Source organism: Kitasatospora sp. NPDC088861, from assembly GCF_044750105.1.
In the GTDB taxonomy this organism is placed as follows: domain Bacteria; phylum Actinomycetota; class Actinomycetes; order Streptomycetales; family Streptomycetaceae; genus Kitasatospora.
The window spans coordinates 78,551-92,793 of sequence record NZ_JBIVJF010000027.1; the positions used below are offsets into that span (position 1 = coordinate 78,551).

General features: G+C 70.1%; 17 protein-coding genes and 1 pseudogene. 12 read left to right on the forward strand and 6 right to left on the reverse strand.

Going from position 1 to position 14,243, the window contains the following annotated elements; genetic code table 11:
• The first annotated feature begins 3 nt into the window (after nucleotides 1-3).
• From ACIP37_RS31070 to ACIP37_RS31090, 5 genes are all read left to right on the forward strand, one after another.
• On the forward strand, nucleotides 4-1,977 hold the full coding sequence (locus ACIP37_RS31070; protein ID WP_400810652.1) for a condensation domain-containing protein: 1,974 nt from the start codon (nucleotides 4-6) through the stop codon (nucleotides 1,975-1,977).
• Nucleotides 1,974-3,221 (forward strand): aminotransferase class I/II-fold pyridoxal phosphate-dependent enzyme, encoded by a 1,248-nt coding sequence (locus ACIP37_RS31075; protein WP_400330665.1) that lies wholly within the window; start codon nucleotides 1,974-1,976, stop codon nucleotides 3,219-3,221. The genes ACIP37_RS31070 and ACIP37_RS31075 overlap by 4 nt, the downstream gene beginning before the upstream one ends.
• A 95-nt stretch (nucleotides 3,222-3,316) precedes the next feature.
• The gene (locus ACIP37_RS31080; RefSeq protein WP_363589294.1) at nucleotides 3,317-3,559 is read left to right on the forward strand and encodes an acyl carrier protein; all 243 of its coding nucleotides are present in this window, start codon (nucleotides 3,317-3,319) and stop codon (nucleotides 3,557-3,559) included.
• 52 nt (nucleotides 3,560-3,611) lie between these two features.
• A complete protein-coding gene (locus ACIP37_RS31085) occupies nucleotides 3,612-4,373 on the forward strand; it encodes a glucose 1-dehydrogenase (RefSeq protein WP_363589296.1) in 762 nt (253 codons plus the stop codon).
• A 90-nt stretch (nucleotides 4,374-4,463) separates the two neighbouring features.
• Nucleotides 4,464-5,720, forward strand: coding sequence for an MFS transporter (locus tag ACIP37_RS31090; protein ID WP_363633430.1), 1,257 nt, complete (start codon nucleotides 4,464-4,466; stop codon nucleotides 5,718-5,720).
• Nucleotides 5,721-6,494: 774 nt separating this feature from the next.
• On the opposite strand, the gene ACIP37_RS31095 is transcribed toward ACIP37_RS31090, so the two are convergent.
• Entirely contained in the window at nucleotides 6,495-6,698 is a 204-nt protein-coding gene (locus ACIP37_RS31095; RefSeq protein ID WP_363633432.1) for a hypothetical protein, read from the reverse strand.
• 488 nt (nucleotides 6,699-7,186) lie between these two features.
• Between ACIP37_RS31095 and ACIP37_RS31100 the strand changes: the two genes are divergently transcribed.
• Nucleotides 7,187-7,693 (forward strand): transposase, encoded by a 507-nt coding sequence (locus ACIP37_RS31100; RefSeq protein ID WP_363633434.1) that lies wholly within the window; start codon nucleotides 7,187-7,189, stop codon nucleotides 7,691-7,693.
• Here ACIP37_RS31100 and ACIP37_RS31105 read toward each other — a convergent pair.
• Nucleotides 7,626-8,042 (reverse strand): hypothetical protein, encoded by a 417-nt coding sequence (locus ACIP37_RS31105; RefSeq protein WP_363633436.1) that lies wholly within the window; start codon nucleotides 8,040-8,042, stop codon nucleotides 7,626-7,628. The genes ACIP37_RS31100 and ACIP37_RS31105 overlap by 68 nt on opposite strands.
• Before the next feature lie 168 nt (nucleotides 8,043-8,210).
• On the opposite strand from ACIP37_RS31105, the gene ACIP37_RS31110 reads away from it, so the two are divergent.
• The 6 genes and pseudogenes from ACIP37_RS31110 (at nucleotide 8,211) to ACIP37_RS31135 (ending at nucleotide 12,855) form a co-directional block, all read left to right on the forward strand.
• Entirely contained in the window at nucleotides 8,211-8,588 is a 378-nt protein-coding gene (locus ACIP37_RS31110; protein ID WP_363633438.1) for a hypothetical protein, read from the forward strand.
• Between the two features lie 84 nt (nucleotides 8,589-8,672).
• Nucleotides 8,673-9,443, forward strand: coding sequence for a hypothetical protein (locus ACIP37_RS31115; RefSeq protein WP_400844877.1), 771 nt, complete (start codon nucleotides 8,673-8,675; stop codon nucleotides 9,441-9,443).
• A 201-nt stretch (nucleotides 9,444-9,644) separates the two neighbouring features.
• Nucleotides 9,645-10,124, forward strand: a pseudogene (locus tag ACIP37_RS31120) (SAM-dependent methyltransferase); the annotation flags it as partial.
• A gap of 5 nt (nucleotides 10,125-10,129) precedes the next feature.
• Nucleotides 10,130-10,549, forward strand: coding sequence for a precorrin-6A/cobalt-precorrin-6A reductase (locus tag ACIP37_RS31125; protein ID WP_400810833.1), 420 nt, complete (start codon nucleotides 10,130-10,132; stop codon nucleotides 10,547-10,549).
• A 7-nt stretch (nucleotides 10,550-10,556) separates the two neighbouring features.
• Complete coding sequence (locus ACIP37_RS31130) at nucleotides 10,557-10,934, forward strand: hypothetical protein (protein ID WP_400810832.1); 378 nt, start codon at nucleotides 10,557-10,559, stop codon at nucleotides 10,932-10,934.
• Between the two features lie 364 nt (nucleotides 10,935-11,298).
• Nucleotides 11,299-12,855, forward strand: coding sequence for an alpha/beta fold hydrolase (locus tag ACIP37_RS31135; RefSeq protein ID WP_363589693.1), 1,557 nt, complete (start codon nucleotides 11,299-11,301; stop codon nucleotides 12,853-12,855).
• 162 nt (nucleotides 12,856-13,017) lie between these two features.
• Here the strand turns inward: ACIP37_RS31135 and ACIP37_RS31140 are convergent, their stop codons facing one another.
• The 4 genes from ACIP37_RS31140 to ACIP37_RS31155 form a co-directional block, all read right to left on the reverse strand.
• Entirely contained in the window at nucleotides 13,018-13,308 is a 291-nt protein-coding gene (locus ACIP37_RS31140; RefSeq protein WP_363589689.1) for a hypothetical protein, read from the reverse strand.
• A gap of 89 nt (nucleotides 13,309-13,397) precedes the next feature.
• A complete protein-coding gene (locus ACIP37_RS31145; protein ID WP_363589687.1) occupies nucleotides 13,398-13,538 on the reverse strand; it encodes a hypothetical protein in 141 nt (46 codons plus the stop codon).
• A 20-nt stretch (nucleotides 13,539-13,558) separates the two neighbouring features.
• Nucleotides 13,559-13,699: a hypothetical protein gene (locus ACIP37_RS31150; protein WP_363589685.1), complete on the reverse strand. Its 141-nt coding sequence runs from the start codon at nucleotides 13,697-13,699 to the stop codon at nucleotides 13,559-13,561.
• A 124-nt stretch (nucleotides 13,700-13,823) separates the two neighbouring features.
• Entirely contained in the window at nucleotides 13,824-14,033 is a 210-nt protein-coding gene (locus ACIP37_RS31155; RefSeq protein ID WP_363589683.1) for a hypothetical protein, read from the reverse strand.
• Nucleotides 14,034-14,243 lie beyond the last annotated feature (210 nt).

Below are 14,243 nucleotides of genomic sequence, written 5' to 3' on the forward strand. Positions count from 1 at the left end.
GCCGTGAACCGCCTCCCGGAGCCGCCCCCGAGCGCCGCCACCGTCACCCGCAGCGGGCCGCTGACCTGGGTCCAGCAGTGGCACTGGTTCGAGCGCACCGTTCCCGCACCACGGCGGGTGAACCCGACGCCGCTCGCCGACCACTGCCACGTCCCGCCCCCGGCCACCGTCGCCGACGTCCACGCGGCACTCGCGGCCCTCACCGCCCGCCATGAGGCGCTGCGCACCACGGTCGACCCGCTCCGCCCGGTCCAACACGTCCACCGTGCGGACTGGGCGCCGCTGCCGGTCGACCACGTCGACGTCCGCGCCGTCGATGCCGACACCCTGGACGCCGCCACCGCCGCGCTGGCCGCCCGTCCGATCGATCCCGAGCGGAACCCGCCCTGGCGCGCCAGGGTGCTGCTGGAGGCGGGGAGGCCGCGTGCGGTCCTGCTGGCCGCCCATCACGTCGTGATCGACGGGTGGGGGCTGGCGGTGCTGATCAACCAGCTGCACGACCAACTGCGCGGCGTCGGCGCACCGGCGGAGGCACGCGTGCAGCATCCCCTCGACACGGTCGCCGCCCAGCCCGTGGAACGCGCCCGCGCGGCGGAGCGCGAGTGGCTCACGCGGCTCGCGAGCAACCCGACCGGCGTGCTGGCCCCGTTCGGCGGGACCGACGACGGCGCTGGGCGCCACCGCCTCCAGCACCGCTCGGCGGGTGCGTACGACGACCTCCACCGCGTCGCCCGGCGCCATCGGGCCGGTCCGGAGGTCGTCGTGCTCGCGGCGCTGGCCCACGACGTCGCCACCCGCACCGGTGAGCACCGGTTCCTCGCGTCCGTGGTCGTCTCCAACCGCGCCCGGGCCGCTCTGCGGAACAGCGTCGGCGTCCGGGCCCTGACGGTTCCGGTGCAGATCGACCTCCGCCCGGGCGCGGCGTTCGGCGAGGTGGTCGCCTCGGTCGCCGCCGCCTCCTCCGCCGCCTACCGGCACGGTCAGTGGCGCCCCGCGGAACTGGTCGCCGCCGAGGCGCGGATGCACCGTCGCCGGGGTGTCGTGACCGTACCGACCATCGAGTACAACTGCTACTCGTGGCCGCGCGACTACCTGGTCCCCGGGTACCTGGTCCCCGCGCAGTACGCTCCGCCGGACGGGTCCGCAACCTGGATCCGCAGCGCACCCGACGAGCCCTGCGACACGCTGTACGTCGACCTCAGCCTCGACGCGGGGGTCGTCACCCTCGATGTCACCGTCGGGGACCACCTGCTCGACGCCGGGCAGGCCGTGGCGTTGCCCGTCCGTCTGTGCGCCTTCCTGCGCGCGCTCGCCGACGGTGCCGAGTGCCCGGTTCCGGCGCGCCCGCCGACACCGGCCGCCGCCGGATGGTGGCGCGCCCCGCAGGGATGGGTGTGCCCGGCCAGGGTCGAGGCCGTGTTGCGCGGCCACCCCGGAGTGCTCGACGTGACAGTGGCGCCCAGCGGGGACGCAGCGGGGGAAGGCGAACCGCACCTCGTCGCACGCGCTCGCACCGCCCCCGGTGTCACCCCCGACGACTTGCACCGCCACGTCCTGGACCACCTCGACGAAGTGCCCGGCATCGCGGCCCCGGGCCGCTACGTCCTGTCCCCGGCCGGCCCCGGGTCCGACCGGTCCCGCACCGCCACCACCGGCGCGGGAACGCCGCGGGTCCCGTCGCGCCCGCCCGCGACGGGCGCCGAACGGGCGCTGGCCGCCGCCGTGGCCGCTGTCGCACCCGGCGATCCGCCGGACGGCTCCTCCGACAGCCCTGACGCGGTGGACATGAACCGTTGCCTCGCCGACCACGGCGTCACCCTGGTCGCCGTCCCCCGTCTGCTGGCGCTGCTCCACCGGTCCGGCTTCACCGGGATCGCGTCGGACGAACTGGCCGGAACGGCCTCGCTCGGCCACCTCGCCACAGCCCTGGAGCCCTCACCGCCCCGCGCCCATCGTGGAGGAGAAACCTCGCCATGACCGCGTCCCGCACCGCCGGCCCGTCCGCGGACCGCCTGGCCCCGTGGGCCTTCGCCGCCTTCGTCGAGGCGAACACCCACGACACGGCCTACCGCCCGCCGGTGGTGGACGGTCCCGTCGGGCCGACCATCGTCCGCAACGGCCGCGAGCTGGTGAACTTCGCCAGCATCAGCTTCCTCGATCTGGAGCGCCACGTCCCCGTACGGCGTCATTTCGCGGAGGGGGCGCTCGCCCACGGCCTGAGCACCAGCGGATCCAGGATGACCCAGGGGATCTGCCGCCCGCACCAGGTGCTGGAGGAGACGATCGCCCGTCACACCGGCAAGGAGCGAGCCATCAGCTTCGCCACGGGGCTCCTGGCCAACATCGGGTTCGTCCACGCCATGAGCAGTTCCGCGCACTTCGACGCCGGGATCGAGGTGCGCAACCACGACACCGTGTTCGTCGTCGACCGCGACGTCCACTGGAGCATCTGGAAGGGCCTCCAGGGGCTCGGCTACGGCCGCAACGTCCACGCGTTCCGGCACAACGACGTCTCCGACCTGGCCCGCGTCCTGGAGCGGGTCCGCACCCACAAGACCGTGGTGATCGCCGAGAGCATCTACTCGGCCGACGGCACCATGGGACCGATCGTGGAGATCCTCGACGAGTGCGACCGGCACGGCGCCGTCAGCATGATCGACGACGCGAACGGCTTCATGGTCTACGGGCCCGAGAACCGTCCCTACGCCCGGGAGGCGGCGGCGATCCGGGAGCGGGCCGACTTCGTCATGGTGTCGCTGTCGAAGGCCATCGGTCTGGAAGGCGGCGCGATCGCCGGGCCGGCGGCGGCCATCGACGCCTTCGAACTGCTCTCCGGCACCTCGATGTTCACGGCCGCCATCCAGCCGCCGACCGCCTACGCCGCCGACCGCACGATCGGCGTCCTCGCCGACGATCCGGGGATCGTCGACGACTACCTGGCGCATGCCGCCCGCCTTCGCCGACAGATGCACGAGGCCGGCACGGCGACGACGCCGACCGAGTCGTACATGCTCTCGGTGCCGATCGGAAGCGACGCCGCCGCCCTGCAGATGCGGGAGTGGTTCGTCGAGGACGGCTACCTCGTACCCGTCTTCTCCTACCCGGCCGTCTCGCGCAACCAGGCGCTCCTGCGCCTGTTCCCGCACGCGGGCCACACCGAGGAGCAGATGGACGGCTTCCTGCACACCCTCCTCGCCTACCGACGACGCCTCGGGCTCTGACCTCCCCACCGACGCTCGCCGCACCGAGGCTCGCCCCACCGACCTCTGACCGACGCCGACCCCATCCCCATCCCCATCCCCAGAGGAAGGAACCCGTGGTGGACAACATCGACATCCTCAACGCCATTGCCGAGATCGTCGAAGAGGTCCTCGGCATCGACTCCGCCGAGGTGAGCGCCGAGACGTCGTTCACCGACGACCTCGACGTCGACTCCCTGGCCATGATGGAGATCGCCGTGGCGGTCGAGGACAGGTTCGAGGTGAAGATCCCGGACGACCGGGTCACCGGATTGAGGACCGTCGGCGACGCGGTGAACTACGTCGCCGAGCACCGGTGACCTCCGCCGGGACGACCCTTCCCCACGAGGCTCCCCAGGAGGTCGGACAGCCATGAGCGTCCTCGATCGCTTCCGGCTCGACGGTCGCGTCGCCGTGGTCACCGGCGCCTCCTCCGGGCTGGGCGTCGCCTTCGCCACCGCGGTGGCGGAGGCCGGCGCCGACGTCGTGCTCGGGGCGCGGCGCACCGAGCGGCTGGAGACCGTGCGCGCGGCCGTCGAGAAGCTCGGCCGCCGGGCCGTCGCCGTGCGCACCGACGTCGCCGAGCCGGAGGACTGCCGCAGGCTGGTCGACGCGGCCGTGCGGGCATTCGGGCGGGTGGACATTCTCGTCAACAACGCCGGGATCAGCAGTGAGCAACCCGCGGCGGAGGAGACCCCGGAGCAGTTCCGCGAGGTCATCGACATCAATCTGAACGGCTCCTACTGGATGGCCCAGGCCGCGGGCGCGGTGATGCTGCCCGGCAGCTCCATCGTCAACGTCTCGAGCATCCTCGCCCTGGTCACGGGCGGGCTGCCGCAGGCCGCCTACTCGGCGTCGAAGGCCGGGATCCTCGGGCTCACCCGCGATCTCGCCCAGCAGTGGACCCCCGGCAAGGGCATTCGCGTGAACGCCCTCGCGCCGGGCCTCTTCACCTCCGCGATGACCGACGGCTACGCCGAGGGTTACCTGGAGGCGATGATGCCGCGGGTGCTCTCAGGCCGCATCGGGCGGCCCGAGGAGCTCGCTGCGGCTCTGGTCTTCCTCGTCTCCGACGCGGCGTCCTACATCACCGGCACCACCCTGACGGTCGATGGGGGCACCCACATCGCATAGTGACACCCGGCGCCGGACCCGCCGGCGTCGCCGGTGGGCCGCCGCCACGCCATGGCTGACGCCCCGTACCCGAGCCCCGGAGAGCCACCGATGACGACGGAGCCGACCGCCCCGCCCCTTCCGCGCGAACCGCTCGGCGATTCGCACCTGCGCCGCCTGATCGTGGGTCAAGGGCTGGCGGCCGTGGTCGATGCGCTGTTCATCGTCTGGCTCACGCTCTTCGTGCTCGACCTGTCGGAACCCGGAATCGCCACGGGGTTGGTTCTGGTGGCCGTGGCGCTGCCGCGAGCGGTGCTCCTGCCTCCTGCGGGAGTACTGGTCGACCGCCTCGGTCCCGCCCGTGTCGTGGCCAGTGCCGCCTGGCTCCGGGTCGCCGTCCTGCTCGCCCTCGGCGCCCTGGTCACCTTCACCTCACCGTCGTTGACGACGGTCGCGCTGCTCGGCGGGCTGCTCGGCGCCGCCGACGCCGCCTACTTCCCGGCGGCCCTGGCGTTGCTACCCGCCGTCGTGCCGACCGACAAGCTCTCCCGGGTCAACGGGCTGGTGCAGGGCGCGGAGTCGGGGGGCGACCTGGTCGGCCCGGCGGTGGCCGCCGGATGCATCGCCGCAGTCGGCTTCGCCGCGACGCTCGGTGGGATCGTGGCGATGGCCGCGTTGGCCGCCGTCGTCCTCAGCACGCTGATCCGGGTGGTGCGACGTGGCGGAGGTGCCGGGGACGACGCCGGTCCGGCCACCGTCGACGGCGAGCAGTTCAGCAGTGCGCGTGCCCTCGGCGTGGGCTTGAGGTACGCCTGGCACGAACCGCTGGTGCGAGGGATGCTGGCAGCCATCGCCCTGATCAACATCGCGGTCGTGGGCCCCGTGCTCGTGGGCGGCGCGGTGCTCGCCGATCAACGCCTCGGCGGCGCGGGATCTCTGGGCGTCGTGCTCTCCGGTTTCGGTGCCGGCTCACTGGCCGGCTCCCTGATGGCCGGGTGGCGGCCGCCCGCCCGGCGCGGCCGGACCGTGGTCGGCGGTGTCGCGGCGATCGGCGCAGGCATGGCCGGACTCGCCGCCGTCACCCATGTCGTCGCCGCGACGGCGGTCGTCTCGCTCATCGGCCTCGGATCCGGGTTCCTCGGAGTGGTGGTCGTGGCCACTCTGCAGGAGCGGGTGCCCGAGCAACTGCTGGGCCGGGTACTCAGCCTCGTCGTGCTGGCCACGGTGGCGTTCGACCCGTTCTCCTACGTGATCGCCGGCGCCCTGCTCCCCTACGGCACGACCACGCTGTTCCTGGTCTGCGGCAGCGCCGTCCTGGCCTGCGCCGGCCTGGTCGCCACGAGCCCGGCGGTCCGCTCCCTGCGCTGACCGTGTCGATCGCCGGTCGTCCGCCGATCACCGGGCCCGGCCGAGGCCCCCGTGGGCGAAGATCTGCGCGCGGTCGCGGCACGTGGGTCGAGGCGAGCCTCTTCGAGTGAAAAACCGGAGCAAGGCCGCCTGACTGGCGCTTCGTCGGCGATGAAAAGGTCTTCCGACCATATGTTTAACTCCGGCGCTCACAGCGGCGGTGCTCGTGCCCGGAGTGCATTCCCACGTGCCACAGACCACGCAGCCAAGAGGACCAGCCATGCGCTCCACCCGCCGCGTTCTCGCCGCTTCAATCGTGGCGGCTTCCGCCTCAGCCTTTGGCCTGGCCGTCCTCTTCACGGGCGGGACGTCCCAGAGTTCCGATGCCACGCAGGTCCGCGCGGTCAACGCCCTCGGCACCTCGCAGAGCGAAGCCGAATCATCCTGGTCTCCCTCCACGAATCCGGACTCGGAGGACTCGGAGGACTCGGTGCCCCGTTGCTTCAGCTACGGCGGACCCTACTGCGGCTGGGTGAGGACCTACTGGGGCGGCTGCGACAGGGACTGGGACCTGAGCTACGGGTTCAAAGACCCTGCCGTGCTCTGCCCCCACGACCCCCGCCCGAGCCCCTCGGCCACGGTCAGTCCCTCCGCCACGTCGAGCGCCTCGGCCACGCCCAGCCCCTCCGCCAAGTCCGGTTCCCCGGCCGCACCCAGTCCCTCGGCCACGCCCAGCCCCTCGAACGGGCTCAGCCTCTCCGCCGCACCCAGCGGCGCTCGCCCACAGCCGGCCCCTCAGCCGTACCCGAGCCGCTCGGACGAGCTCAGCCCCTCCGCCACGCCCGGTTCCCCGGCCGCACCCAGCCCCTCCGACGAGCTCAGCCCCTCCGCTGCGCCCAGCCCCTCCGCCGCGCCCAGCCGCTCGGCCACGCCCGCTTCCCCGGCCGCACCCAGCCCTCCGGGCGAGCTCAGCCCCTCGGGGGAACCCAGCTTCTTCACTGCACCCAGCCACCCGGGCGAGCTCAGTCCTTCGGAGGAGCCCAGCCCCTTCGCCGGAAGCAGCAGCTCCTTCTAATGGCCCCGTCGGGCCGTAGGAGAGACTACGGCCCGTAGCCGCCAGCAGGTGAGCACTTCCTTCTTCGGAGCCATCGTGAGCTCTGAGGTCAGACCGTGCCGCCTCTGGTCGGCCGGGGGCTTGACTGCTGATGGGATCGCGTGCCCGCCAGGCAGGTTGGGCGTGAGCACTTGATCCATGAGAACGCGAGCCACGCCTTCCGCAGGCTGCACACACAGAACGCCAAGAGAAGCCGGAGAAGACCAGTACTGTTCATCGGCGACGACTGGGCCGAAGGCCACCACGACGCGGAGCTGCAGAACGAGACGGGCCGGAAGCCGGCGAGCGCACGACTACCGGAGGGCTCCGAGGGCACCGCGAAGCTGCACGCCTCGTCGCCCGCCACGGCGGCCAGGACCTGGAGCCCGGGCAGGTGACGGTCTGCATCGAGACCGACCGGGGCCCGTGGGTGCAGGCCCTGATCGCCGCTGGCTGCCGCGTCCACGCGGCCAACCCCCGCCAGGCTGCCCGGTTCAAGGAGAGGTACGGCACCTCGGGGGCCAAGAGCGACAAGGGCGGCGCCCACGCGCTGGCGGACATGGTCCGCATCGACGGCGCACGGCCTGCGGGCGGCTGGTGCCCACGGTCGCTTCCACACCGGTGGCGGTGGCGTGGACCTCCGTGGTCCACGACCTCCGGTACTCGCCGCTCTGAAACGCCGGGCCCAGGACGGCCCGATGCGCCGGCGCGGATCGCGGTCTCCAGGATCATCGCGTGGTGCCGCACCACCGCCGTGGCCGCCGGCACCGCGACGGCGGCCCTCGACTCCAGCTGCGCGGCCAGGACCCCGGCGTCGCTGGTCACCTGCGCCATCAACCGTCCACCGCCCCGTGCTCGCCGGGCTGCCGCACACCGGGCGCCCACTCGCCCAGCTGGGTGAGCAGCGCCCTCGCGAACTCGTGCGCGCCGCCGTCGAGGAGGTCGAGCCGGGCGAGGAGCGCCCGCTCGGTCTCGGCGGGGCCGAGGGCGGCCAGGAACGCCGCGTCCGCCGGATCCGGGTCCGGGTCCGGGTCCTCGCCGACCACGACGCGGGCGGCGCCCTCCCACACGGGGTTGGCGGTCGGGCGCAGCAGCAACTGGAGTTCGGGGAGCTGCCCGACGGTGTGCCGCAGCTCGTACGAGCGGACCTGGTCGGCGAGGTCCTGGCCGTCGATCTCCAGACGCGCGGTCGGGCCGGTCGCCTGGATACGGACATGCCGCTGCTCAGGGGGGTTGGTGGTGGGGGTCATGGTCGCGAGCCCAGGAGCCTCGACGGACACGACGGCCGTTCCCGACCGCGGCCCGGCACGCACGCCCACCGCACGCCGGCTTCGCACTCCAGCGCCACTTCGCCCAACCCATCGCTCACCACTGGCTGTTGGGCAACGCGACCGTGGCGGAGGCCGTAGTCTCGCGGCATGCACAGGACCCTGGAGAACCCGCCCGCGCCGGCTCGCGAGATGGTGACGGAAGCCCTGGAAGGGGCTCTGGACGACCGATCCGCAGCTGACCACACGGCTGAGGCCCTGGTCGGGATCGCCCTGCACGGAGACGACCGCGACTTCGCCGAGCACTGCTGCGTGAAGACCGGCACACGGGCCGCACCGGGCAGTCCCCTGCTGGGGCTGGCCGTCCTGTGTCTGAGCCACATCGCCCGCCGCTTCGGCCGCCTCAGCGACGAAGCCCTCGACCTGGCGCACTCCTTGTCGAAGCGGGCCGCCGCCGACCCGGCGGACGTGGACGGACGGGCCCTCGACGGCTACGACGACATCCGGACCTTCCTGCACCTCTGGTGAAGGCCGGGGTGGTCACGCCTGCCGGGCTTGCATCCGGCAGGCGCGACCTACCGCAAGCATGGCCATGACTGCCGGGGAGGGCCCGTGACGCAAAGTACCGTCCGTCAGAAGTCGAAGCGCGGGCGACGGAATCGCTTGACCGCCGTGGCTGCGATAGCCGTTCTCGGTAGCGGGTTCGCAATCAACGCATGGATGAACCGGGGCCCGGAGATCAAGGCCCACGAAGGCGCCGTGGCCGGCTACCCGCTACTGGTCAGCTCCGACGGCCAAACCCTGACACTCAACATCGGCTGGGGTTGCGAGGACCGACCGGAGCTCGTGACCCGTGAGTCCACCGGCATGGTGAAGGTCTCCCTGCGGCACACGGTCCATCCGGGGTTCTGCGGCCCGGGCGGCTTCGCGCAGATCACCACTCACCTGAACAAACCGCTCGGCACCAGGGCCCTGAACGACGCCACGGGCAAGCCCGCCGTCCACTTCGACGAGCGCGACCTTCTCCGGCCCGCGTTCCTGCCGGAGAACTACTACCCCTACCCCGCGGGCAGGATGGTCTTCCTGCCCGGCCTGGAAGCGATCCCGACCGACACCCCGGCCTGGGCCGTCGGTTACCGGCTGGGCACCGGTCCCGAAGCCGGCTCTCTGATCATCAGCCAGACCCTCCGGAGCAGCACACCACCACCCGGCAAGGCCGCCACCGTCAAGGGCCACCCCGCGACCATCACGCACTCGGATTCCCAAGGCGACCCCCACTCGCTGACTTGGTCCGACGGCACCTACACCTTCGTCGTCACCACCGGCGGCCCCCCACGACTCACCAACGAGGAACTCATCCACCTCGCGGAGAACATCGGGTAACCGACACCACGACGACGTCCGGTGGGACCACTCTGTGAACCGGCCCCACCAGAGACCGAGACCGCACCTGGACCGGTCAGGACAGAACTACTTCGTCCAGCCTGATGATCCGCACGACTTCCACGGTGCTGGCCCCGCCCGGATCGAGGGCCTGCCAGGTCCGGCCGACAGTGCCGGCGGTCGGTTCCTTCGCGGCGATGACGGTCCCTCGACGCGGCCGGCGTGCCGTACGAGATCGTCCCCGGCGTGCCCGCCTTCGCCGCCGCAGCAGCCGCCCTCAAGCGGGAGCTGACCGTCCCGACCGTCGGCCAGACCGTCATCCTCACCCGGATCGCCAAGCGCGCCACCCCGATGCCCGAGGGCGAGGACCTGGCCACCCTCGGCCGCAGCGGCGCCCTGCTGGTACTGCACCTGGCCGCCGGATACGTGGACGACGTCGTCGAGCAACTGCTCCCGCACTACGGCGCCGACTGCCCGGCCGCCGTCGTCGCGATGGCCAGCCGCCCGGACGAGCTGGTGCTGCGCGGCACCCTCGCCGACATCGCCGGGCAGGTCAAGGCCTCGGGCGTGGTGCGCACCGCCGTCATCCTGGTCGGACGGACACTGGCCGCCGAGCACTTCCGCGACAGCCACCTCTACTCGGCGGAACGCGAACGCCCGCACGAGCCCTGCGGGGCGTGAACCCCATGACCCGGCACGTCCTGATCCTCGGCGGGACGACGGAGGGGCGAGCGCTGGCCGCCGCACTCGCCGAGCCGCCGTCCCTGCGGGTCACCAGTTCACTGGCCGGCCGGGTCGCCCAACCCCGGCTGCCCGCCGGAGAGGTGAGGATCGGCGGCTTCGCCCACCTCGACGGGGTCCACTTCCTCGCCCGGTCAGTCGACCCGCCCAAGCCCCCGTTGCCACCGTCCTTCGAAGTCCTGCTGGACCGGGGGCCGTTCACGCTCGACGGCGAACGGGCACTCCTGCGCGAGCACCGCATCGACGTCGTGGTCACCAAGGACAGCGGCGGCGCCGCGACCGCACCCAAACTCACCGCCGCACGCGAACTCCACCTGCCCGTGATCATCGTGCGGCGTCCGCCGGTCCCTGCCGCACTCGGCTGATCTCGCCTTGCCAGATCCAGGATGGTGCATTTATGTTCCACTTAGCGAACACCGCGATCAGGTCCTCGCCGAGGAGAACGCCCTCGCCGTCCACGCCGCACTCACCGTCACCGCACCCGACCGACAGGCCCACCGTGTCGGCGGCCCCAGCATCGGCACGGTCCTCGGCAACCTCACCCGACGCGGCGGCATCCACGAGACCACCGTGCGGGCCACGATGCGGGAACTCGGCCGCTCCGGCCGGCAGGCGATGTCCCGGCTGGTCCACGACGCCACCCGCGCACGCGGATCCCAGGTCGACCTGCGCACGGTCGCCGCCCTCGCCTACGGCACCCCCGGAGGCGACCGGCCCAGCAGCTGCCCACCAACCCCACAAGGCCACTGACTGCACGCCCTGGACGGGGTGAACACGTGGACGCCCGCCATCAAAGTGCTGCGGGACAGCGTTGCGGCGGCGTCCAGGTAGTGCGCCAGACGTCCCGCCCCACCGCCGAGGGCACGTTGCGAAAGTGGATCTCGGCCTGATGATCACTGTTTGGCCGCACCATCATGCGCGACACCATTCCGCATGTGAGGAATTTTCGTCCACATTGAGGAGTATTTGGAAGCTGGCCTACATCAATGAAGGAAAGGGAGTTTCATGAAGCGTGCTTCATTATGCGCGGCCGCTGTCGGGGCGGTCGCGTGTTGGCATCTTCAGTGTGCACGGTGAAAGTTCCGACCCAAGCTACAGCGAAAGGTTGCTGAACATGATCCACAGTGAACTGAAGGCCCGGCTCCTGCCGGCCAGCCTGAACAATATCACCGTCCAGCAGAGGAGGCGGCCGAGCCCCGCGTGGACCGCGGTGACAGCCGGCGCCCTTTGCCTTTCGATGGCGACGGCCACACCCGCTAGCGCACTACCAGCGCCTGCCGCCCCGAATCAGGCCCAGCGGAGCGCATACGCCAGCGGGCCACACCGGCCCATCATCTTCGTCCATGGCTGGCACTCCGAAGGTGCGGTCTGGAACGGGATGAAAGGATACGCCGAAACACAGGGATACAAAGAAAGCGAACTGCACGTCTACGATTACAGCAAGATGACAAAGCCCGGCCAGACCAATCCTCCCAATCCTGGAATCGACCACATCGCCGCAGGCTTCGCCAGGGAAGTCAACGAGATCGCAAAGACGTCACCGGACGGCAAGGTCGATATTGTGGCCCACTCGATGGGAGGTCTCGTAGCACGCGCCTATATCAAGAATTTGGGCGGAGCAGAAAAAGTGAAACACTTCGTATCCATGGGAAGCCCCCACCATGGAACAATCGTGGCCGACGTGGGAGTTGGAGCATCCGAAGCCGTCCGTGCAATCGGGGCATTCCTGGGGGACCATAATATCCTGGTTGGCTACGCAAAGGAACTTGCCGAGAATTGCGATTTTCAATGCCATGACATGGCAAGCGGGTCAGCTTTCCTGCGGTCGCTGAACTCGGGAGACGAGGCGCCACATGGGGCTGATGGGTACCCCAGGTACACAACCTTCCGCTCCAACATAGACGACGAGCCGGCGGTCTACCTCAATACCAGAAACAAATTTAAGCCCCAGATTGGCCTGTGCGACGGTGTCGTATTCGGAATTACCGAACAGGGCGCCTGGGCGTACGAAGGAAAGGGCCCGAATGTTCGAGGCGGAAAGACCTCCACCCTCCGAGGGGCAGAAAATATCGTCACGACATGCTTGCCCCATGGCGAATACTATAACGACCCATGGACGCAAGAGAAAACCCTGGACACACTCGCCGAAACGACCATCGGAGAAGAAGACAAGTACGCCCCCAGGGCGCGAAACAGGACAAAGTGCAATGAACTGACAAGGACCCATTACCGCGATAATTGGGTTCAAGCATGGCTACAGTCCTGCCTGCAAGTCACCCCCGAAAAAGAGGTTGCCCCGGTCCTCAGGATCCGCGGATGCGGGCACTATCGAAGTCCTTTCGGGAAAGCCCTTTGGTACTATACGCCCGAAGGGTGGGGGGACAACGTGGAGTGCGTCATGGGTCGCGATGGCCTCTCACTCAGGAAAAAGGGTAGTCGCATAAAAAAGGAGCCCGGCTATCATAAAGCGGAATTTAACACCCGGGCCGGTGAAGTAAAGGTCGACACACTCTCCCTTCATGGTCCAGGTGATTATCAACTCTACACTCCGACCCTGAACAATCCCAATGGTTCGCCCAGGATTACCGTGAAAGTTCAACCGTGGGATGATAGTGACAACTACACGACCCTGGACCCCCTTGTCGAAGGGCCGAGCGTGACGGTCCACTGAACCCGGATCCACCGGCCTGATGCCCGTGGATAGTTCCCTCAGAAACGAGGAAGTGCCTTGTGACATGCGATGATGGGAGTTCTTCACGCTTCCAGCACGCACAATCGACAAGGCACTTCTGAGATGAAATCCTCCACGCCGCGACGAAGTCCGCTATCCCGCTTACAGGCAGTGGCCGCGCACCGTGGCGCATGCCTCGTACAGCACAGCCCACACCTCGTCGACCATCACGGCGGACCGGCGGGCCTGCCGCACGAACTCGGCGGTGGCGTCAGGCTGAAGGCGGCAGAGCTTCACGAACTCCTGCGCGAGCGGCACGGCGGCGATGAACCGGGCGTTTTCGGCCTTGGCATCCGCGATGCCGAACGGCATCCCGATCTCGTCGGCGATCTCCAGTCGGGCGTGAAGGGTCTCGTCGGTCGCCGCCCGCACCAACCGGCGCAGGTCCGGCACGCCGAGGACGTCGCACCCCTCTGGGGGCACTCCTGGGTCAGTAGCGCGGCGAAGGCATAGGCGAGGTTGAGGTTGCCGAGCCCCTTCTGCTACTGGTCCAGCTCCCGCAGCACCGACGACTGCAGGGCAGCGGCCACCATCACGACGTCGCCGTTCCTCTGGGCGGCGAGCAGGGTCTCGACCTCGGCGTTGACAGTCTGGGGTGCGGCCCTGGGGCTGCACCCCCGCACCCCATTCCCATCCGGGTTGGTCAGCGGCGTCCGGACAGGCGGTTGTCGTCCATGCCCTGCGCGAGTACGTCGAGCTGCCCGGCGCCGGCCAGCTCGGTCGGGCCGTACACCGCGGCGTCCATCCTGTCGGGGCTGTCCATCCCGGTGACCCAGGCCAGCATCTGTCCTTCCAGCTCCGGGTAGTGCCCGACGTGATGCCCTCGGCCCGAGAACTCGACGGGGACGATCCGGGCCGTGTCGATCCACGCCCGCCGCCACACCCCACCCCTCGACGGGGCGCGGCTTCTACATGAACAACAACCACCACAGCCGCTCGCCGACGGCGTGCCAGATACCGACCAGCGCCTTGCAGCCGTACCGGGCCAGCCACAGCGACTCGCCGACCTTGCGGCCGACGGCATCGTCGGGGCTGCCCGCGATGGCAGGCAGGTCGATGACGGTCCAGTCGGACGCCGCCTTCCGCAACAGCTTCCACGCGGTGTAGTCGTTGCCCACACGGGGGCGGCTCCGCTTGTCGAGAAAGAGTGGCCCCAGCGGCCAAGGCCGCGCGCGGCGGCGGCTCGGGGGGTTGCCGCCGCCGCGCAGCGGAAGGTTACCTCACCCCAGAGCATCGCAAAATCTGTGTGCGCCGGAGTAGACATTGCTCGTGGGTGGGTCTAACGTTTCTCTCGTAGACAGCAGTCGGCGATACCGGCCAGACACGAA

Coding starts and splice junctions, on each gene's coding strand:
- ACIP37_RS31090 (WP_363633430.1), top strand. CDS start 4,464: ATGACGACGGAGCCGACCGCCCCGCCCCTTCCGCGCGAACCGCTCGGC.
- ACIP37_RS31105 (WP_363633436.1), bottom strand. CDS start 8,042: ATGACCCCCACCACCAACCCCCCTGAGCAGCGGCATGTCCGTATCCAG.
- ACIP37_RS31135 (WP_363589693.1), top strand. CDS start 11,299: ATGATCCACAGTGAACTGAAGGCCCGGCTCCTGCCGGCCAGCCTGAAC.
- ACIP37_RS31085 (WP_363589296.1), top strand. CDS start 3,612: ATGAGCGTCCTCGATCGCTTCCGGCTCGACGGTCGCGTCGCCGTGGTC.
- ACIP37_RS31075 (WP_400330665.1), top strand. CDS start 1,974: ATGACCGCGTCCCGCACCGCCGGCCCGTCCGCGGACCGCCTGGCCCCG.
- ACIP37_RS31125 (WP_400810833.1), top strand. CDS start 10,130: ATGACCCGGCACGTCCTGATCCTCGGCGGGACGACGGAGGGGCGAGCG.
- ACIP37_RS31110 (WP_363633438.1), top strand. CDS start 8,211: ATGCACAGGACCCTGGAGAACCCGCCCGCGCCGGCTCGCGAGATGGTG.
- ACIP37_RS31150 (WP_363589685.1), bottom strand. CDS start 13,699: ATGCTGGCCTGGGTCACCGGGATGGACAGCCCCGACAGGATGGACGCC.